Here is a 19529-nt window from a genome sequence, read left to right on the forward strand (position 1 = left end):
AGCATAATCAGTCTAATCATGGAAAAGACAATTTCTTTCCGTAACTTATACTAACCAAACCCCGGACCATGTTGCTGAGATTCCTGCATACTACTTATTGCAATGCTGCCCTCTTCGCTGGTGTGTTGTTTTGTATCATGGGATACTTTATCCGTCGTTATCCTCCTAAAAGCACTAAATCATGGTATGGCTACCGCAGCTTCCTGTCTACCCGCAACCTGGAAATGTGGCATGCCGCCAATAAATATGCAGCCTATACATCCAGACGTATAGGGGTGATCCTCATCCTTACCGGAGTAGCCTGCGCGCTGGTCTTTGACCGGCAAACAGACTGGTTCCTGTACATTACAGTGGGAGCTGTTGTTGCAGGTACGATGTATATGGTAGGTGATACGGAATGGCAATTATCCCAACACTTTGATAAAGACGGCAACCGCATTTCTTCCTGAAAACAAAAAGGCGCTGCTTTCGCAACGCCCGTTTGTCTATTGTACAATTATAAACCCTTCTCTTTAAAAAAACCTGTTACAGCCTTCCCTGGATATCATGTTCCGGTACTGCCTGATAGTGTTCTTTCATCTGCTTTAGTTTTGCTTTACCATAAGCGAGACGGGTGATCACTACATACAATACAGGCACAATAAATATAGCCAGGAAGGTAGCGGTAAACATACCACCCAATACTGTCCAGCCCATGGTTTTACGTGCTTCCGCACCCGCACCGGAGGAGAATACCAGCGGCATAATACCTAACAGGAAAGCCAGCGATGTCATGATAATAGGACGTAAACGCAGCTTGGCAGCTTCTACAGCGGCTGTTACCAGGTCCATGCCTTTATCCACACGTTCTTTTGCAAACTCCACAATCAGGATCGCATTTTTGGCCGATAAACCGATCAGCGTAATCAAACCAATCTGTGCATATACGTTGTTACTCAGTTTAGGCAGGAACGTTAGTACCGTAATGGCCCCAAAGGCGCCAATAGGCACTGCCAGCAATACCGAGAAGGGAACAGACCAACTCTCATATAATGCTGCCAGGAACAGGAACACAAAGATGATTGACAACGCAAATATGTAGATGGTTTTGGAACCGGATAATAATTCCTCTCTGCTCAAACCGGAGAACTCATAACCATATCCTTCCGGTAGCGTTTGTGCAGCTACCTCTTTTAATGCATTGATAGCATCGCCACTACTATAGCCCGGAGCCGGGTTACCATTTACTTCCGCAGAACGGAAAAGGTTATAGTGAGATATTACCGGCGCACTTTCTATCACTTTATAAGAAGTCAGTGTACTCAGTGGCACCATAGTACCGGCCGTGTTGCGCACAAAGAACTGGCTCAGGTTTTTAATGTCGCCACGATAAGTAGAATCCGCCTGCGTTACCACACGAAAGTTACGTCCGTAAATAGTAAAGTCATTGATATAAGCACTACCCATATACGTTTGCAGTGCCGAAGCAATATCAGATATTTTCACACCCATCTTCTTCGCTTTCTCACGGTCTATATCCAGCTGATAGCCAGGTGTACGGGCCGTAAAGAAAGAAAATGCCTTGGCTATCTCCGGACGTTTATTAGCAGCAGCTACAAAGCCCTGTAATACGCCCTCAAATGCTTTGATATCGCCATTTCCTTTTTGTTCCAATACAAAAGAGAAACCGGCTGTTTGTCCAAGACCCGGAATTGCCGGAGGAGGAATTACCACCACATTAGCTTCTTTATACTTACTCAGTTTTTTCTGAATAGCAGCTACCATTCCAAAGATCTGCAGTGAGTCCGGCTTACGCTCAGCCCATGGTTTCAGGGAACAGAAGATAGTAGCACTGTTGGATTTGGTAGCAAAGTTTACCGCATTCAAACCACCTAATGCTGCATAGTGTGCAATGCCCGGGGTATTGTCCAGGTCTTTCATCATCTGCTGCATCACTGCTACGGTACGCTCTGTAGAAGAGGATTCCGGCAGGTCAAAGGTGATGATCAAACGGCCTTCATCTTCCGTAGGAATAAATCCGGATGGTTTTGCCTTGAATAACATCATCGTACCTACGAAAATGCAGACCAGGATCACCATTACAAAACGGAAGTAACGGATACTCTTTTTTACACCTATAGAATACCTGGATGTAGTATGCCCAAACCACCGGTTGAATTTAAAGAAGAACTTGTTCAGTCCCCTGGAATCCTTATCCAGGTGCATGGGCTTTAACAACAGGATACATAATGCCGGTGTTAATGACAACGCCACAAAAGCAGAAATCATTACAGAGATAGCAATGGTAATCGCAAACTGCTGATACAAACGGCCTACGATACCGGGTATAAATCCTACCGGCACAAACACCGCTGCAAGAATTAATGCAATCGCAATTACAGGTCCGGAGATTTCCTTCATCGCCTGTGCAGTAGCATCTCTTGGCGACATCTTCTCGTGATCTATGTTATGCTGCACTGCTTCCACCACCACAATAGCATCATCCACCACAATACCGATGGCCAGTACAAAACCGAACAGGGTTAAGGTATTGATGGTAAATCCAAGTGGTATAAAGAAGATAAAAGTAGCAATGATAGATACCGGGATCGCGAGGATCGGGATGAGCGTAGCGCGCCAGCTCTGGAGGAACAGGAACACCACAATCACTACCAGGATCAATGCTTCCACCAATGTATGCACCACCTCTTCAATAGATACTTTCACTACGGATACAGATTCAAACGGCACTACATATTCCACATCTTTAGGAAATTGCTTTTTCAGCTGTTCCATAGCGGCGGTTACATTGGCCGCAGTTTGAATGGCATTGCTGCCCGGAGCCTGGTATACAAGCAGATAAGCCGCACGTTTACCATCTACATAGTTATTACCTGCATAGTTAAATTTGCCCAGCTGCACACGTGCCACATCTTTCAGGTATACCAATGATCCGTCTGACGGGCGCGTTTTAACAATGATATTTCCAAATTCTTCCGGTGTAGATAAACGGCCTTTGGTGAAGATGTTATATTCAAATGTTTGTCCTGTTTGTTGCGGCGGCGCACCAACTGTACCAGCGGTGATCTGCGCATTCTGCTCTGCCAGCGCTGCACGGATATCATCAGCAGAAACGCCCATTTCAGCCAGCTTATCGGGTTTCAGCCAGATACGCATACTAAAATCATCTGCACGGGTAAAGATATCGCCCACACCCTTTGCTCTCAGCAACGCATCTTTTACGTACACGTTGGTGTAGTTATCCAGAAAGGTGATATCGTGTGAACCTTTGGGAGAGTAGAGCGCAACCAGCATCAGGATGCTGGGGTTACGCTTTCTAACGGTAAGGCCTAAACGCTGTACTTCCTGTGGTAAAGTTGGCTGCGCAATACCTACGCGGTTCTGCACATCCAGCGCAGCAATGTTGATGTCGGTACCTACTTCAAAGTTTACCGTCATACTCATTTGGCCGCTACTGGTATTGTTGGTATTGATGTAAGTCATACCCGGTGTACCATTCACCTGTACTTCTACGGGTGTAGCTACTGTTTGCTCCACCGTTTGTGCATCTGCACCGATATAAGTACCTGTTACCTGTACAGTGGGAGGCGAAATCTCCGGATACTGGCCAATGGCCAGGTTCATCATCGCCAATATCCCCACCAGCACCAACACAATAGATATGACTATTGCCGTTACGGGTCGTTTTATAAAAGTATCTGCAATCATGATCTTTTGCTGTTGATTCTACTGATAAACTATTTCTTCGCAGGCGCGCCTTGTGGTGCTGCCGGTATTCCTATCTGTATTTTGCCACCATCACGTAAACGCTGGAAGCCTTCTACAATGATCTTATCGCCGGCCTGTATACCGTCCATGATCACTATTCTATCTTTAAGCTTCGGACCTAAATGCACTTTCTGTTGTGCTGCTACAGAGTCTTTTGCTACAAACACAAAATACTCACCCATCTGCTCTGTGATGGCTTTATAAGGAATGATCAGCCTGTCGCCGGATTGCTCATTCAGTACCTGCAACACACAACTCATTCCCGGCTTCAGTTTATCATCCGGGTTATTAAATTCAATGCGCACGCGGATAGTACCGGTTTGGTTATCCACACCGCGATCAATAGCCATGATCTTTCCGGTGTGTACATATGCTGTACCATCAGACAACTGTAAACGGAACGTAGAGTCGTTGGCGTTACCGTTGCCCTGCATAGCAGCAAAGCGGGAGATATCATTTTCTGTTACCACAAAATCCACTGCAATAGGATTTTCACTGGAAATTGTATTCAGCAGCGTGGTACCCGGACTTACCTGTGCTCCCAGTTTTACCTGCGAGATACCAATACGGCCGGTAAACGGCGCCTTGATGAGGGAATAATCCAGGTCGGTACGTACAGCAGCCAGGTTGGCTTCTGCCGCTGCCAACTGGCTACGGGAAGTTTCCAGCGTAGCTTGTGCGTTATCAAGGATCTGACGCGCTACTGCATCCTGTTCTGCCAGGCGCTGATAACGGATATCATCTTTTTTAGCCCTTTCAAAACTTGCTTTTGCACTGGCAATATTAGCCTGTGCCTGCAAATAAGCCGCTTCATATTTACGACGGTCTATTTCATACAGCGGTTTACCTTTCTGTACTACTTCACCTTCTTTAAAAAAGATGCCGGTGATAAAACCGGATACCTGCGAGCGCAGTTCTACCTGGTTCAGGGCAACTACTGTGGCAGGATATTTATCATAATAAACGGCCGGTGCCACCGATGCCTCCGTAACGTTTACCGGTGTAGGGGGTAAAACAGGCGCGCTCTTCTGAGCAGGGCCACTACAGGCAGTAAAGCCCAGTATACTGGCAGCGCTGATTAAGACAATGTTGTTCATTTTTTTCATATCCGTTCCGGTTACCATTTAATAATTAGCTGTTAAGGTTCCTAATGCTTTTTGCAGATCAATCCTGCTGGACAATACCTGGTACATCGCGTTGTAATAGTTCAGCTGTGAGCTGCGCAATTCAGTTTCTGATACCAGTACATCCAGGTACGTCTTAATGCCTTCCTTGTATTGTAGCTGCAACATGTTGTATACATCCTGCGCCATCTGCACGTTTTCTTTTAACGTAAGATAGTCGTTCAGGTTACTCTTATAAGTAGCCATCGCCTGTGAATACTGTGTATTGATCTGACTTCTTAAAGCTGCAAAGTCCCACTGAGAGCGTTGCAGCTGCAGTTCTGCCATTTTGATATTATGTACCCGCTTTCCTCCCTGGAAAATAGGCAACGATAATTTTAATCCCAGCAGTGAGTTAGGATAATCATTACTGTATAATTTGGCGAAGTCGGCACTCTGATAAGCAAATGCATAATTTACAAATGCAGATAGGGTAGGTAGATAGCTCCACTTGTTATACTTCAGATTGGCTTTCAGCAAACTTTGTTGTGTTTCTAACAACTGGTATTCGATCCTGCTTTTGTAATCGGCTACCAGTATAGTATCCTCACCGGTTGCCTGTGTGGCCATTTGTGTAGTGTCGTAAGATAAAGGTACATCGCCGGCGCTGACAGGATAACCCATCAGCTGTTTCAGATAAGCCTGTTTGGCTGTGAGCAGTTCACGTGCCGACTTCTGCTGAGCACGTGCATTGTTCAGCGAAATAGTGGCGCGCTTCGCATCTGTTTTATCTACCACACCACTTGCATACTGGTTATTGGCATCTTTCAGGCTACGTTCCAGTCGAAGAATATCTTCGTTTAACACATTGATCTGTTGCGCAGTGAGCAGTACATCATAGTATGCTTTACTTACATCTGCCACCAGCTCGATCTGATTGCGGGCGGTTGTTTGCTGGCTTTGTTTTCGTACATCCTTTGCCGTATTTGTTGCCAGCAACAGATCACGGGTAAAAAGATTCTGATTCAATCCAAACTGCGCGGTAGAAGTATTGGCCACACCCACTTTAGTAGGATTCCCACCAAAAATAGAAGTAGGTAATTCCAGATAATGCTGGATATTATAATCCAGGTTAATCTGGGGATACCAGTCGGCCAGCTTACTCTTCACAGTTCTATCTGTAATCGCTTCATCAATGAGCGACTGCCGTATTACCGGCTGATGGGAGATAGCATACCGTAAGCAGTCCTTCAGGGTGGCGCGGGTTAGCAGAGAATCGGTAGATTGCTGTGCATATACCTGCGGGGCGAAAAACATCCCACACGTCACAGCTAGTAAATAAAATGCTCTTTTCATAAAAGGCTTTTGACATTCAGTTCATCGTTGTACCAATCGAAAGAAAAAATGATAGCCTTGAAAAAAGACAATTACTCTTTTTGGCATAGTATCATTGTTCTTTATTTGCTATATAGATTGCTCTATATACACAGTTTAAATATTGCCGCGTAAACGTGTTTAAGCTGTAACAATTACAACAACAAACAGGTAGGCCGATAAGAGAGTTGCTTATTCAAAATCATCTGAAACGCCTTCTTAGCACGGTTTCCAATGCGGTTCCAGTGTTTGAATAAAACTTATAACAGTGAAGTAGGCAGGTAACAGACATGCTGTTACATTAGGTAAAATCAATTCGGGCGCTAAGATAACGTTCTGTTAACAAAAATCCACCCCTGGGGGTGGATTTTAACAATTACTTGAAGATCTTCTCCGGTCATCCTTTATTACGACCGCTGACAATATGTTTTTCTGCATGATAGGAGGATCTTACTAACGGTCCTGACTCTACGTAGTCCAGTCCCATGTTGTAACCTATCTCCCGCAGCTCGGCAAATTCATCGGGATGTACAAAGCGTACCACAGGCAGATGTTTAGGTGTAGGTTGCAGATATTGACCTAATGTAACTACATCACAGCCATTATCGTACAAATCCTGCATAGCCTGTACTACTTCTTCTTTGGTTTCACCAAGGCCCAGCATGATACCACTTTTGGTACGCATACCACCTGCTTTGAGGCGACGGATCACTTCCAGGCTACGGTGATATTTAGCCTGTATCCTCACCTGTTTGGTTAAACGTTCTACTGTTTCCAGGTTATGAGATACAATTTCAGGCGCCACATCTATAATACGCTGGAGATTTTCCCACTGTCCGCGGAAATCGGGGATCAGTGTTTCCATGGTGGTTTCGGGGTTTAAAGCCCTTACAGCATTGATGGTATTGGCCCAGATGATGGAACCACCGTCTTTCAGTTCATCTCTGTCTACAGAGGTGATAACGGCATGTTTCACTTTCATCAGGTAGATGGCCTCTGCCACACGTTGCGGCTCATCATGATCCACTGCTTCCGGACGACCGGTAGCTACGGCACAGAAACCGCAACTGCGGGTACAGATATTGCCCAGGATCATGAAGGTAGCTGTGCCGGCACCCCAGCACTCGCCCATATTGGGACAGTTACCACTTTCGCAGATCGTATGTAATTTATGAGTATCTACCAGGCTTCTCACCTGCTTATAGTTCTCGCCTATTGGTAATTTAACGCGCAGCCAGTCGGGCTTTTTTACTCTTGTGCTAGCCGGTTCGGCGGCTATAACGGGTAGTTCTTGCATCGCTGATTCCTTTCTTTAAAAAAGCAAAGTTAACACTTATCTCTTATTCCATCGCTTCCCGAATTGCAAACTAACATATCCATTAAAAAAGAACTGTTTATTCTGCTCATTTACCATGATAGGGATCTTTTTGGTGTACATTTCTGCGTTCACCCCTACTTCCAGGGCACTTACCACCTCGTTGAAATGGGCCCAGTCGAAGCGCATACCCAATTTAGCATGCAAACCCGGAACTACGCTCAGGTTATCCCAGCCTTTACCAAAACCGCCGGCACCATTGATCTTCTCAGGTATCAGGAAATTTCCGGGGTTATTAGGGTCATATTTTATATCTACATCGTTGCCATTGGCATCTTTAGCGTTGAGATAGTAGGGTTTCAGCAAGCCCACTGACACTCCGCCATAATAAATGGCATCCACTTCCACCCCATTTTTATTGGCTTTACCGCCAATCAGGTAACGCTGCCCGATGCCCAGTTTGGCCTGGTAAAAGTTATTTTGTTTACCATATATAAAAGGACGTTGCGTAAAGGAGTAGTCACTGCTCTGCCTTTTCACTTCTTTATGATCTTTCTTCTCTGCAAATTCAAACTGGAAATAGTTGACTATCTTTCTGTTCTTACGATAACCCATTTCCAGGAAACCGCTCCAGCCATCGGTATTTAAGCGGGCGCCCAGGGAGAAATCGCGCTGAAACACATTCTCTCCTTCTTCCTGTTCACGGAAGATGGCGATTTTTTTCAGCTTACGCTGCTCTTTGTCGCTTTTCTTACTTTGTTGCGTGTTAGTGGTTTGAGCAAATAAGCTCCCGGATATTATTGCCAAAAACAGGATTAAGTATATTTTTTTCACAGTGGGCTATTATTATAATAAATAAACGCTTGAACAAAGGTATTGTTATGTATATATTACAAACGTACCTAATTTTTTTTGAGTTTGCCAGGACTGTTCTACCCTACCTTTGTACTTATACTAAAAATACATTTATTTTACGGTTCGAACATTAAATACAACACCATGCAAACAGCGGAAATAATCTATAGCGGTGAACTGCGTACTACAGCTACGCATTTACAATCAGGCACTGTCATTGACACAGATGCTCCCGTAGATAACAATGGTAAAGGGGAAAGGTTTTCTCCTACAGACCTGGTAGCTACAGCGCTTGGCTCCTGCATGCTCACTATTATGGGCATCAAAGCCAGAGACAATGGCTGGGCTATTGAAGGTACCAAAGTAAGTATCCAGAAAATAATGGGCACAGAACCCCGTCGCATTACCGGCGTAAAAATAATATTCGATTTCCCTACAGGGCACAACCTGGAAGAAAAAGATAAAACCATCCTCGAGAGAGCTGCATATACCTGCCCTGTGGCAAAGAGTGTGCACCCGGATATTTTGCAGGATGTAACGTTTAACTGGTGATTGTCTTTCTCCCGATTAGACTGATTATGCTGATTACTATGATTTTATTTTTTTGATTTAGGAGGATTTAAAAAGATTTAAAAAGATGAGCGGAGATTGTCTGAACTGTGATTTTTATGATTAATGTGATTATCCTGATTAGCGAAGATCTTAGCGGGTATTGTCTGAACCAGGATTTTTATGATTAGTATGATTATCCTGATGAGCTAAGATAATCGTGTATATCTTCAAGATAAACAATATAACATCCATCAGGGTAATCCATTCAATCCTAAAAATCCTGGTTCAGACAATACCCGCTAAGATCTTCGCTCATCAGGATAATCATATTAATCACAAAAATCATAGTTCAGACAATACCCGCTAAGATCTTCGCTAATCAGGATAATCACATTAATCATAAAAATCACAGTTCAGACAATCTCCCCTAATCTTTTTAAATCTTTTTAAATCCTCCTAAATCAAAAAATAAAATCATAGTAATCAGCATAATCAGTCTAATCGGGAGAAAGACAACCTCCCCTAACCTCCGCTCAATATCTTCACCCCGATAGCGCACTGCAAACACCTTTTCTCATCGCAATAATATTGCTTCAGCTGCAGTAATGCCTGCGACTCCAACGCGCTCTCCTGGCTTACTCCCAGCTTTACCCAACTGTTGGTGATCTTGTTTTTTTCTGCGGGTAGTTGCTGTAAAAAGTGCAATGCCTTTTCCTGGTAATATCTGAGGTGTTTTTGTTGTCCGTACAGGAACAGCAGCGGCAGTACTGTATTAATAAGAATGTTATGTACTGCCTGTTTGCCGGGATGCTGCGCTTTAGTGACCATATGCCCGAAACGATAATGCTGATGCCAGTACGCAGACGGCTGTACGAAAAATAGTTGTTCCAGTTCCCTGATACTGGTAGCCTCCAGTATCCGCGAGAACAAATGCGACGTATGCTGCAATAACATGGCAAACGTAGCCAGCCGGATAGTAGGAAACGCCGCCGGCCGCATCCGCAGCCAGTTCCAGAGATGCGGCGCAATAGGACGCAACTTGTATTTATGCTGCAGGTGCGCAAACTCCTGTTGTAACTGTAACGGGTATACGTCTATGAAGGGTTGATCCAGCATCCCTGCCTGCCCGAACAGCAGTGCTTCTATCAGCAAAGGTTGGTGCCGGTAACGCATCAGCAGCTGCCATGGCAGCGACTGCGCCACCTGTAAAAAGGGTAATGCATTCACCGGGGTACCATAGCTTTGTGCTACTGCCCAATAACATACTTCTTCCCAGTTATAGTTACTGCATTGCAGCCACGCATGCAGGCCGCTCATTTTGCGCTCCCAGCGCTCAGCCAGCAGTCGCTCTTTCCAGCTAAGCCAGGTGAGATGCGGGATCCGGCTTACACAATCGGCACACGGGATAAAAGGCGACGACTGCCGGAGTTGTTCATACCGCTGCAGCAGCAGTTTAGGGATGTATTGCTGTAACTCAATGCAGGGTGCTCCTCCCACAATGTGGGCCACTGTATCGTGTTCAAACACCACATGCAGTATAATCCGCTGGTATTGCGCATTGTGTTGGTGCCCATGCCGGAACCAGTCGGATGTTTTCAGGTGCAGCTCTACCTGCCCCACCCATAATGTGTTGCCGATTTTAATTTTTGCTGCCGTAAAATCCGGTCCGCCGTTATGGTTGTGTAATCCGGGGTATAAAATCTGCACCGGCTCGCCGCTGGTGGTTTTCAGACCGTCTTGCCTAAATAGCCTTAATGCCCAGATATGCTGGAATAGCTCTTCAGAGAGCAGTGGGTTAACCTGCATAAAAGATATGGTTGGTAATTAAAATAATACCACATAAAGGTAATAAAACATCATTAATAAAAATAAATTCCGGTTTCAATTTGGAAATCTGACAAAAGTGATATTACCTTTGCGCCAGTTCTTACACATCACTTATCCAGAAAGGCGGAGGGACTTGGCCCTGCGATGCCTTAGCAACCTTTCCTGATTTAATTATCAGGAAAAAGGTGCTAATTCCTGCCTCGGTGCAAACCGGGGAAAGATAAGTTGGCAGAGATTATACTTCACAGATATACATATTCTAAGGAGCTCTTCCAACACATGGGAGAGCTTTTTTTATGCCCTCTCCACTCCCACTTCATGGATTTGTTGTTGTTTAAGTTGATCTTTAATGATAAAGTTGCAGCAGATAATTGTGCACATTGACATATCATTAAAAATAATTTAATAACATGAAAACAGCTACACAACTGATTCATAGCATACCAATTGATGAACTGACAGGCGCCATATCAGTGCCTATCTATCAGACCTCTACTTTTGTACAGGAATCACCTGGCATTAATAAAGGTTTTGAGTTTTCGCGGGCAAACAATCCCACGCGGAAGGTGCTGGAAGACCTGATATGCAACCTGGAAGAAGGTTTCGCCGGATTCGCATTCGCCAGCGGCATGTCCGCCATAGATGCGGTTTTGAAGCTGTTGAAAACCGGCGACGAAATTATGGCGGTGGAAGATACCTATGGTGGCATCTTCCAGATCTTCAACCATATGTTTGAACGTTTTGGTATCAAAGTAAATTTTGTAGACACCAGCAATACCGATAAAGTACTGGCTGCCATCACGCCCAATACCAAGGTGATATGGCTGGAATCTCCTACCAATCCAACTTTACGCATATCTGATATAAAATCTATCGGCAAAATTGCCAAACAACATAATATCCTGCTGGTAGTAGATAATACTTTCAGTACACCGCTGCTGCAGCAACCATTAACACTGGGTGCGGATATCGTTATCCACAGCGCTTCCAAATATCTCTCCGGCCATAGTGATGTAATTGCCGGCCTGGTAGTGGTAAACTCCAAGCCCCTGGCTGATCAGATCCGCTACAACCAGAATATTTCCGGTAGCATCCTCAGTCCGTTTGAAGCCTGGCTTACCATCCGTGGCATTGAAACATTGTACCTGCGGCTGGAAAAACAATGCAGTAATGCTTCCGCCATTGCCAACTGGCTGGCCGTACATCCTGCGATAGATAAGGTTTTCTATCCGGGCCTGGCTACACATAAGAACCACCACATTGCACGTAAGCAACAAAAACAATACGGTGGCCTGGTTAGCTTCTCTCTGAAAAGCGACAATATAAAAAATGCGATCCGCATCGTAAATGCTACCAAACTATTTAAGCTGGCAGAAAGTTTTGGCGGCGTAAAGAGTATGCTGGCCCATCCGGCCACTATGACGCATCGCAACATACCGGAAGAGTTCCGGAAAAAAACAGGTTTGCAGGACTCCTGCATCCGTTTGTCAGTAGGCATTGAAGATGCCGATGACCTGATCAACGACCTGAAACAAGCGCTGGATAAACTAAATCATCCCGCGGGTAAGCAAATCACTGTTTTACAATAGCTGTTAGCCATTAGCTTTTAGCGCTTAGCAGTTCAATAAAAGATCTTTATCTGAACAGCTAAAAGCTAACTACTAAAAGCTAATAGCTCAAAAAAAAAGTATGGAAAACAAGATCATCAATTTAGGTATTTTCGGATTCGGCGTCGTAGGACAAGGCCTGTATGAAGTTTTGAACAGAACAAAAGGTATTAATGCACGTATCAAAAAGATATGTATTAAAGACCCTAACAAATCAAGACCTATCGATAGCAGCTATTTTACTACCGACAAAAACGAAATCCTGGAAGATCCTACCATCGACGTAGTAGTAGAGCTGATCAACGACACAGAAGCCGCCTTTGAAATTGTGAGCACCGCGCTCCGCAATGGCAAAGCAGTAGTAAGCGCCAGCAAACGCATGATTGCAGAAAACCTGCCCGCATTGTACCAGTTACAGGCAGAAAACAAAGTACCCTTCCTGTACGAAGCATCCAGCTGCGCCAGTATTCCCATCATCCGCAACCTGGAAGAATATTATGATAACGACCTGCTCAACGCAGTAGAAGGTATCTGTAACGGTTCTACAAATTATATCCTCACTAAAATATTTGAAGAAAACCTCAGCTTCGCAACCGCCCTGCAACAAGCGCAGGACCTGGGTTTTGCAGAAACTGATCCTACACTGGATATAGAAGGATACGATCCTAAATTCAAAATCGTTATCCTCCTCCTCCATGCCTTCGGAACCTTCGTAAAACCAGAGGAAGTATTCAACTTCGGTATTCATCACCTGAATGATTTCGACATTCAGTTTGCCAGACAAAGGAACTGCACCGTTAAGCTGATAGCCCAGTGCCGCCGGCAGAACGGCAGCGTATCTGCCTATGTACTTCCTCACCTGATCAGAGAACATAACCTGCTCTATGATGTATACAATGAATACAATGGTATCCTGCTGGAAAGTGCTTTTACCGATAAACAATTCTTTGTAGGAAAAGGCGCTGGTGGCACCGCTACCGGTAGTGCTGTACTGTCCGACATCTCCGCCCTGTTGTACAACTACCGTTACGAGTATAAAAAGATTAAACAAAACAATCAGCCCAGTTTCACCAACGATGTAAAACTAAAAATATACCTGCGCTACAAAACACCCGATCAGGTAGACCTGGCAGAGTTCTTCAATATTTCAGAGAAATATGAATCATCTGAATGGCGTTATGTAGTGGGTACTATTAATTTGCAGAAATTAAGGGAAGCCGGCTGGTTGAAAAATAAAGATGTAAACATCCTTGTATTGGAATAAGATAGGATTGTCTGTCTCAGGATTAGACTGATTATGCTGATTACCCTGATTTTCTTTTTTTGATTTTTGAAAGATTTAAAAAGATTAGCGAAGATTAAAGCGAATAATATTTGCTTTGATCTTCGCTAATCTTTTTATAATCAAAAAAAACAAAATCAGGGTAATCAGCATAATCAGTCTAATCCTGAGACAGACAATTTCAACCGCTCTAACTCTTCCATCACCCTGCTCACGGGCAATCCCATTACATTATAGAAGCAACCGTTAATACTATCTATGCCTATGGCCCCAATCCATTCCTGTATAGCGTAAGCACCGGCTTTATCAAAGGGTTTGTAGTTATCTACATAATAACTGATCTGCTCCAGTGTTAGTGATTTGAAATGTACCGCTGTAGTTTTTGAAAAAGCAATTTCTTCGCCGCCATGCTGAATAATAACGCCGGTGACTACACGATGTTCACGGCCACTCAGCTGAGAAAGAATGTGGATAGCATCTTCCCTGTCCTGCGGTTTGCCAATGATGGTATTATCCAGTACTACCACCGTGTCTGCTGCAATGATAATATCTCCCGGTTTGCACAGGGAGCTTACTGCTATGGCCTTCTGACGGGCAATATGCACCGGAATATCCGGTATCGCCAATTCCGGTGGAAATGTTTCTGCTGTTTCTACTACTTTAACCTGAAAAGGAATGCCTGCCTGCTCCAGCAGCTGCTTTCTACGCGGCGACTGTGAAGCCAGGATAACGGGTGCACCTGTATACATCTACAAAAAAAGTTTGAAAAATATCATGGATAAAATACCTGTCAGCATAATCACCTTCACTATGGAACTTATTTTATGATAATGTTCCGGCAGGCTTGCTTTCTTTAATAATATATAAACGTACAGGCATGGCAGTTGTACAAACAGCAATAAATAACCGATAGCAATGTACCAACCCAATATCCACACCCTGATTTCCACCAGGAGAATAGTAATAACCAATGCCAGCAACAGTCCGTTACATATGCGTTTGGCCGATAATACGCCCCACGCAATTGGCATGGTGCGGCAACCGTCTTTACTGTCGCCCATCATATCTTCCAGGTCCTTCACTATTTCACGTATCATGGAAATGATAAAGGCAAACAGTGCATATACGCCAATGATCTGTATCAGTTTTCTGCCGGTGGCAGACATAATTGCTTCAAAACTGTGATAGATCTGTTTCTCATAAAATCCTACTACTACCACAGACAGCGCAGTTAATAACGAGATCACCACATTACCGATAAGTGCCTGTCTTTTGAATGAGGTGGAGTAAAACCAAAGCAGCAGGGAACATATTACCTGTGTAAAACCAAGATAGATCTGTCCTGTTTTCCATGCCACGATAAAACCCAGCGAAACGCCCGCCATATTAAAAATGGTATGCCAGGCCATTGCCCAGCGGCGACTGATAATTTTATCCAGCACCATTTTACCCGGCTTATTTATAATATCAATGTTGATATCAAAATAATCATTGATAATATAACCACCGGCAGCCACCAGTATGGTAGACAGGCAAAGTAATACAAATTGTAGCACCGACAGCGATGGCTCTTCGCCGGAGCTGTGTAATACCGGTTCCACTACACAATACTGTAGTAAAAACTGGGTAAGGGCAATATATATCAGATTGGGATATCTGATCAGTTTAAAAAACGCGGCCCAGAGCTTCATAGTTTTCTTATTTTATTTCGATGCAATACCTTCATCCATTAACCAATGTCCATTCAGTTTCAATACTTTTTCCATTACCTCCCGCACACATCCATGACCACCGGGTAATGGGGAAATATACCTTGAAATACTTTTGATCTCTGCTGCTGCATCTGCCGGGCAAACCGGTAATGCTACCAGCTGCATAGCTGCATAATCGGGAATATCATCTCCCATATATAATATTTCATCCCAGCGCAGGTCGTGCTCAAATACATAATCCTGCAGTTTTTCCTGCTTGTCATGTATGCCTGTAAAAATATCCCTGATGCCCAGTCCCTGTAACCTGCTTACCACACTCTCTGATTTTCCGCCGGAGATGATCACCACCCTATACCCTTTTTTAACGGCGAGCTGCAAAGCATAACCATCTTTAATGTTCATCCTTCGCGACATTTCTCCCCCTGGCAGTAATTGCAGGGTACCATCGGTGAGTACACCATCCACGTCCAATATAAAAGTGGTAATAGGTTTAAATAAAGCCAATACGTTCATGGGGCCAAAAATAGGTAATTACGAATTACGAATGGCGAATTACGAACAAAAGCGGATAAGCTCCGTTTATATCATTCGCTTTTGTACGTAATTCGTAATTATTTTTTGTGGAACTGATAAATACTGTCAGACATCACCTGGTATACCAACTGCAGGTACTCATCGCCGGCCAGTAACGACCGGTGTAAACTCATGGTGGCTTCATCCATGCGCAGGGCCGGACCCGTTTGTACCATTTCAGGCGGATATTTTTCCAAACGGTCAAAGGTCTCCTTTATAATAGGTTGCAGCAGGGTAAAGTCCAGCTGTTCTTTTTCACAGTATGCCTTAGCCTGCGCAATCAGGTGATTGGTAAAATTATTACACAGTACTGCGGTCAGGTGATACCGGAGGCGTTGCGGGGAGTTAGTCACTTCCACCCTGGAAGCAATGCTCTGTGCCAGGGATTGCAGTCGCCGGAGCACCTCATCATTGCTGGCTTCCATCATTACCGGGATGGGTGGGTACGTTTTAATCTCCTTGCGGATCGACTGTAGGGGGTACAAGACCCCTGTATTCACCGAGATGCGTGCAATGGCCTCTATAGGTACCGCCCCTGCTGTATGCACCACAATGCGTTTGCCCAGGCGCAGCTGGTCGTTCAGCTCCGGGATGGCCGTATCGCTCACCGCCAGCAGGTAAATATCTCCCTCCATATTAATATCCAACAGATCGTCGGTGTAGGGGGAATTTAACATTTCACCCAGTTCCTGTGCATGGGCCTTATCACGGCTTACCACCTGGATTACCTGGTGGCCATGTAGTTTTAAGAGATGTCCAAAACAATGAGCAACATTGCCAGTGCCAACTATTACTATATCCATTATGATTAATTTTAAAATATCAGGACACTATGATATAACTACGAATTGCGAATTGTCAATTACGGATTTGTGAGGAGATCTGTATGATAATCTACATAATATCTCCTCACAAATCCGTAATTGACAATTCGTAATTCGCAATTCCTAATATACGTGTTTTCGTGGGTACCCGTTTTTTTCATTACATTACAACGTATTTTAACGTTTAAAAGTGGCCTTATTTTTTAATTTGAAGGTACTTTTATATCATTGCAGAATTCATATTAGTAATTATATCACAGAATTTTGCGTATTTAGCAGCACATTAAAGAAGCATACATGGCAAAAAATTTAGTTATAGTTGAGTCCCCGGCGAAAGCCAAGACCATTGAAAAAATACTGGGCAAGGACTTTGAAGTTAAGTCCTGCTTTGGTCACATACGTGACCTGGAAAAGGACGATATGGGGATAGACATCGAAAATAACTTTAAGCCAAAGTATGTTATACCGGAAGATAAAGAAAAGGTAGTAAAGGAACTAAAGAAGCTGGCGAAGGATACCGATGAGGTATGGCTCGCAACGGATGAGGACCGTGAAGGGGAAGCCATTTCATGGCATTTATGTGAGGTGTTGAACCTTGATCCTGCAACTACCAAGCGCATCGTTTTCCATGAAATCACCAAGCCCGCTATCGAAAACGCGGTACTGCATCCGCGCACGCTGGATATGGACCGTGTAAATGCACAGCAGGCGCGTCGTATACTTGATCGTATCGTAGGTTTTGAACTGTCACCGGTACTGTGGCGGAAGATGAGTATGCGTAACTCCCTCTCTGCCGGCCGTGTGCAGTCTGTGGCAGTTAGATTAATAGTGGAGAGAGAAAGAGAGATCAACACTTTTAATTCAGTAAGCACTTTTAAGGTAGAAGCCTATTTTACCGGTAAAGATATTAATGGCAAAAGCATCTCTTTTAAAGCAGATGGCCCCGGCAGGTTCAAAACAGCCGAAGACGCAGAGAAATTTCTTGAACAATGTAAACGTGCCGCATATACGGTAAAAGACATACAGGTAAAGCCTGGTAAAAAGTCGCCCGCAGCGCCGTTTACCACCTCTACCCTGCAACAGGAAGCCAGCCGCAAATTAGGCTACAGCGTTTCCAAAACCATGTTACTGGCCCAGAAGCTATATGAAAGCGGTAATATCACCTACATGCGTACGGATTCCGTAAGCTTATCGGATACAGCTATAGGCGAAATTGAAAAAGCAATCAAAACCAGCTTTGGCGACCGTTATCACCAGCATCGTAAATTCAAAAATAAAAACGAGTCCGCACAGGAAGCGCATGAGGCCATCCGTCCTACCTACATGGAAAACACCACAGTAGATGACAGCGATACCCGCAAACTGTACGAACTGATCTGGAAGCGTACCATCGCCAGCCAGATGTCTGATGCTGAACTGGAAAAAACCATCGCTAAGATCGATATCTCTACTAACCACGAAGAGCTCACTGCCAGTGGTGAAGTACTGAAATTTGATGGCTTCCTGAAAGTATATATGGAGAGCCATGATGATGAAGATGAAAGTGAAGAAGATGCACAGGAAGGCTCTTTGCCTCCTTTGGCGGTAAAACAATCCCTGGACCTGAAAGAAATGAAGGCCACAGAAAGATTCTCCCGTCCTGCGCCAAGATATACAGAGGCCAGTCTGGTAAAGAAACTGGAAGAACTGGGCATCGGCCGTCCATCTACTTATGCGCCAACTATTACCACTATTCAAAAGCGTAACTACGTAGAAAAAAGAGATAAGGAAGGTATTAAAAGAGATTACCGTATCCTGTCGCTTAAAGCGGATGAGATCACCAAAGTAACAGAAGCAGAAAATACAGGTGCAGAAAAATCCAAACTATTCCCTACCGATCTGGGTATGATTGTAACGGATTTCCTCAACCAATACTTCAATAACGTCATGGACTATGGCTTTACCGCCAAAATTGAAGGTGAGTTTGATGAAATCGCCAGCGGTAAAAAAGTATGGAATAACATGCTCAAGGAGTTCTACTTCCCTTTCCATAAAGATGTGGAAAACACCCTGGAAAATGCAGAGCGTGTAAAAGGAGAACGTCCGCTGGGTACAGATGCAGCTTCCGGCAAACCAATAGTAGCCCGCATGGGACGTTATGGCCCGATGATCCAGATTGGTAGTGTGGAAGATGAAGAAAAGCCGCGCTTCGCCAAATTAAAGGCCACGCAGAGCATTGAAACTATCACCATGGACGAAGCGATGGAGTTATTTAAACTTCCCCGCAACCTTGGTCAGTTTGAAGGTTCTGATGTAATCGTGAATATTGGTCGTTTTGGTCCGTATGCACAACACGATAAAAAGTTCTATTCCCTGAAAAAGGAAATGGACCCTTACACTGTAGAGCTGGACGAAGTAGCACCATTGATAGCAGAAAAGCGTACAGCTAAAGACGAACGCACTATACAGATATTTGAGAAAGAAAAGATCCAGGTGCTGAAAGGACCTTATGGCCCGTATATCAAACAAGGATTAAAGAACTATAAAATACCGAAGGAAAAAATTGATAACGCTGCTACCTTAACAGTAGAAGAAGCCAAAGCTATCATTGAAGAAGCCAAAGCTAATCCGCCTAAGAAGAAAGCACCACCCAGGAAGAAGAAAGCAGAATAACGAGTGGTAAGAAAATGATGAAAAATGGAGGCAATTATAATAACTGCAGTGTGAAGTGATTTGCTTATTATTTAATTTGTCAACA

15 protein-coding genes and 1 riboswitch are annotated in these 19529 nt (G+C 44.2%); of the genes, 5 read left to right on the plus strand and 10 right to left on the minus strand.

Annotation, left to right across the window (positions count from 1 at the left end):
• Positions 1-68: 68 nt before the first annotated feature.
• Entirely contained in the window at positions 69-449 is a 381-nt protein-coding gene (locus tag CLV51_RS18640; protein WP_106529556.1) for an SdpI family protein, read from the plus strand.
• Positions 450-525: 76 nt separating this feature from the next.
• On the opposite strand, the gene CLV51_RS18645 is transcribed toward CLV51_RS18640, so the two are convergent.
• From CLV51_RS18645 to CLV51_RS18665, 5 genes are all read right to left on the minus strand, one after another.
• Positions 526-3708, minus strand: coding sequence for an efflux RND transporter permease subunit (locus CLV51_RS18645; protein WP_106529557.1), 3183 nt, complete (start codon positions 3706-3708; stop codon positions 526-528).
• A 29-nt stretch (positions 3709-3737) separates the two neighbouring features.
• A complete protein-coding gene (locus tag CLV51_RS18650) occupies positions 3738-4874 on the minus strand; it encodes an efflux RND transporter periplasmic adaptor subunit (RefSeq protein WP_106529641.1) in 1137 nt (378 codons plus the stop codon).
• Between the two features lie 18 nt (positions 4875-4892).
• A complete protein-coding gene (locus CLV51_RS18655; protein WP_106529558.1) occupies positions 4893-6227 on the minus strand; it encodes a TolC family protein in 1335 nt (444 codons plus the stop codon).
• 415 nt (positions 6228-6642) lie between these two features.
• Positions 6643-7542 (minus strand): lipoyl synthase, encoded by a 900-nt coding sequence (lipA, locus tag CLV51_RS18660; RefSeq protein ID WP_106529559.1) that lies wholly within the window; start codon positions 7540-7542, stop codon positions 6643-6645.
• Between the two features lie 36 nt (positions 7543-7578).
• Entirely contained in the window at positions 7579-8367 is a 789-nt protein-coding gene (locus tag CLV51_RS18665; protein WP_146151318.1) for a hypothetical protein, read from the minus strand.
• Between the two features lie 192 nt (positions 8368-8559).
• Here CLV51_RS18665 and CLV51_RS18670 point away from each other — a divergent pair, with 192 nt between their 5' ends.
• Positions 8560-8967 (plus strand): OsmC family protein, encoded by a 408-nt coding sequence (locus tag CLV51_RS18670; RefSeq protein WP_106529561.1) that lies wholly within the window; start codon positions 8560-8562, stop codon positions 8965-8967.
• Positions 8968-9489: 522 nt separating this feature from the next.
• Here the strand turns inward: CLV51_RS18670 and CLV51_RS18675 are convergent.
• Positions 9490-10773, minus strand: a complete 1284-nt coding sequence (locus tag CLV51_RS18675; protein WP_106529562.1) for a DUF2851 family protein — start codon at positions 10771-10773, stop codon at positions 9490-9492.
• 129 nt (positions 10774-10902) lie between these two features.
• Positions 10903-11021: riboswitch (SAM riboswitch) on the plus strand.
• A 183-nt stretch (positions 11022-11204) separates the two neighbouring features.
• Here CLV51_RS18675 and CLV51_RS18680 point away from each other — a divergent pair.
• Both CLV51_RS18680 and CLV51_RS18685 read left to right on the plus strand, forming a co-directional pair.
• Positions 11205-12383 carry a trans-sulfuration enzyme family protein gene (locus CLV51_RS18680; protein WP_106529563.1) on the plus strand — a complete coding sequence of 393 codons (1179 nt, stop codon included), beginning with the start codon at positions 11205-11207 and terminating at the stop codon, positions 12381-12383.
• 100 nt (positions 12384-12483) lie between these two features.
• Positions 12484-13665 carry a homoserine dehydrogenase gene (locus tag CLV51_RS18685; protein ID WP_106529564.1) on the plus strand — a complete coding sequence of 394 codons (1182 nt, stop codon included), beginning with the start codon at positions 12484-12486 and terminating at the stop codon, positions 13663-13665.
• A 173-nt stretch (positions 13666-13838) separates the two neighbouring features.
• Here the strand turns inward: CLV51_RS18685 and CLV51_RS18690 are convergent, their stop codons facing one another.
• The 4 genes from CLV51_RS18690 to CLV51_RS18705 form a co-directional block, all read right to left on the minus strand.
• On the minus strand, positions 13839-14432 hold the full coding sequence (locus CLV51_RS18690) for a Maf family protein (RefSeq protein ID WP_106529565.1): 594 nt from the start codon (positions 14430-14432) through the stop codon (positions 13839-13841).
• Positions 14433-15374 carry a geranylgeranylglycerol-phosphate geranylgeranyltransferase gene (locus CLV51_RS18695; RefSeq protein ID WP_106529566.1) on the minus strand — a complete coding sequence of 314 codons (942 nt, stop codon included), beginning with the start codon at positions 15372-15374 and terminating at the stop codon, positions 14433-14435. It lies immediately after the preceding gene.
• A gap of 12 nt (positions 15375-15386) precedes the next feature.
• Positions 15387-15908 (minus strand): KdsC family phosphatase, encoded by a 522-nt coding sequence (locus CLV51_RS18700; protein WP_106529567.1) that lies wholly within the window; start codon positions 15906-15908, stop codon positions 15387-15389.
• Between the two features lie 98 nt (positions 15909-16006).
• Complete coding sequence (locus CLV51_RS18705; protein ID WP_106529568.1) at positions 16007-16771, minus strand: Rossmann-like and DUF2520 domain-containing protein; 765 nt, start codon at positions 16769-16771, stop codon at positions 16007-16009.
• Between the two features lie 318 nt (positions 16772-17089).
• Here CLV51_RS18705 and topA point away from each other — a divergent pair, with 318 nt between their 5' ends.
• Entirely contained in the window at positions 17090-19444 is a 2355-nt protein-coding gene (gene topA / locus CLV51_RS18710) for a type I DNA topoisomerase (protein ID WP_106529569.1), read from the plus strand.
• The last annotated feature ends 85 nt before the right edge of the window (positions 19445-19529 follow it).

The organism is Chitinophaga niastensis, from assembly GCF_003014755.1.
GTDB classification, from domain to species: Bacteria; Bacteroidota; Bacteroidia; order Chitinophagales; family Chitinophagaceae; genus Chitinophaga; species Chitinophaga niastensis.

What these genes read in the sequence shown, in the direction of transcription:
- CLV51_RS18640 (WP_106529556.1), top strand. Translation starts at nt 69, where the DNA reads ATGTTGCTGAGATTCCTGCATACTACTTATTGCAATGCTGCCCTCTTC.
- CLV51_RS18645 (WP_106529557.1), bottom strand. Translation starts at nt 3,708, where the DNA reads ATGATTGCAGATACTTTTATAAAACGACCCGTAACGGCAATAGTCATA.
- CLV51_RS18650 (WP_106529641.1), bottom strand. Translation starts at nt 4,874, where the DNA reads ATGAAAAAAATGAACAACATTGTCTTAATCAGCGCTGCCAGTATACTG.
- CLV51_RS18655 (WP_106529558.1), bottom strand. Translation starts at nt 6,227, where the DNA reads ATGAAAAGAGCATTTTATTTACTAGCTGTGACGTGTGGGATGTTTTTC.
- lipA (WP_106529559.1), bottom strand. Translation starts at nt 7,542, where the DNA reads ATGCAAGAACTACCCGTTATAGCCGCCGAACCGGCTAGCACAAGAGTA.
- CLV51_RS18670 (WP_106529561.1), top strand. Translation starts at nt 8,560, where the DNA reads ATGCAAACAGCGGAAATAATCTATAGCGGTGAACTGCGTACTACAGCT.
- CLV51_RS18675 (WP_106529562.1), bottom strand. Translation starts at nt 10,773, where the DNA reads ATGCAGGTTAACCCACTGCTCTCTGAAGAGCTATTCCAGCATATCTGG.
- CLV51_RS18680 (WP_106529563.1), top strand. Translation starts at nt 11,205, where the DNA reads ATGAAAACAGCTACACAACTGATTCATAGCATACCAATTGATGAACTG.
- CLV51_RS18685 (WP_106529564.1), top strand. Translation starts at nt 12,484, where the DNA reads ATGGAAAACAAGATCATCAATTTAGGTATTTTCGGATTCGGCGTCGTA.
- CLV51_RS18690 (WP_106529565.1), bottom strand. Translation starts at nt 14,432, where the DNA reads ATGTATACAGGTGCACCCGTTATCCTGGCTTCACAGTCGCCGCGTAGA.
- CLV51_RS18695 (WP_106529566.1), bottom strand. Translation starts at nt 15,374, where the DNA reads ATGAAGCTCTGGGCCGCGTTTTTTAAACTGATCAGATATCCCAATCTG.
- CLV51_RS18700 (WP_106529567.1), bottom strand. Translation starts at nt 15,908, where the DNA reads ATGAACGTATTGGCTTTATTTAAACCTATTACCACTTTTATATTGGAC.
- CLV51_RS18705 (WP_106529568.1), bottom strand. Translation starts at nt 16,771, where the DNA reads ATGGATATAGTAATAGTTGGCACTGGCAATGTTGCTCATTGTTTTGGA.
- topA (WP_106529569.1), top strand. Translation starts at nt 17,090, where the DNA reads ATGGCAAAAAATTTAGTTATAGTTGAGTCCCCGGCGAAAGCCAAGACC.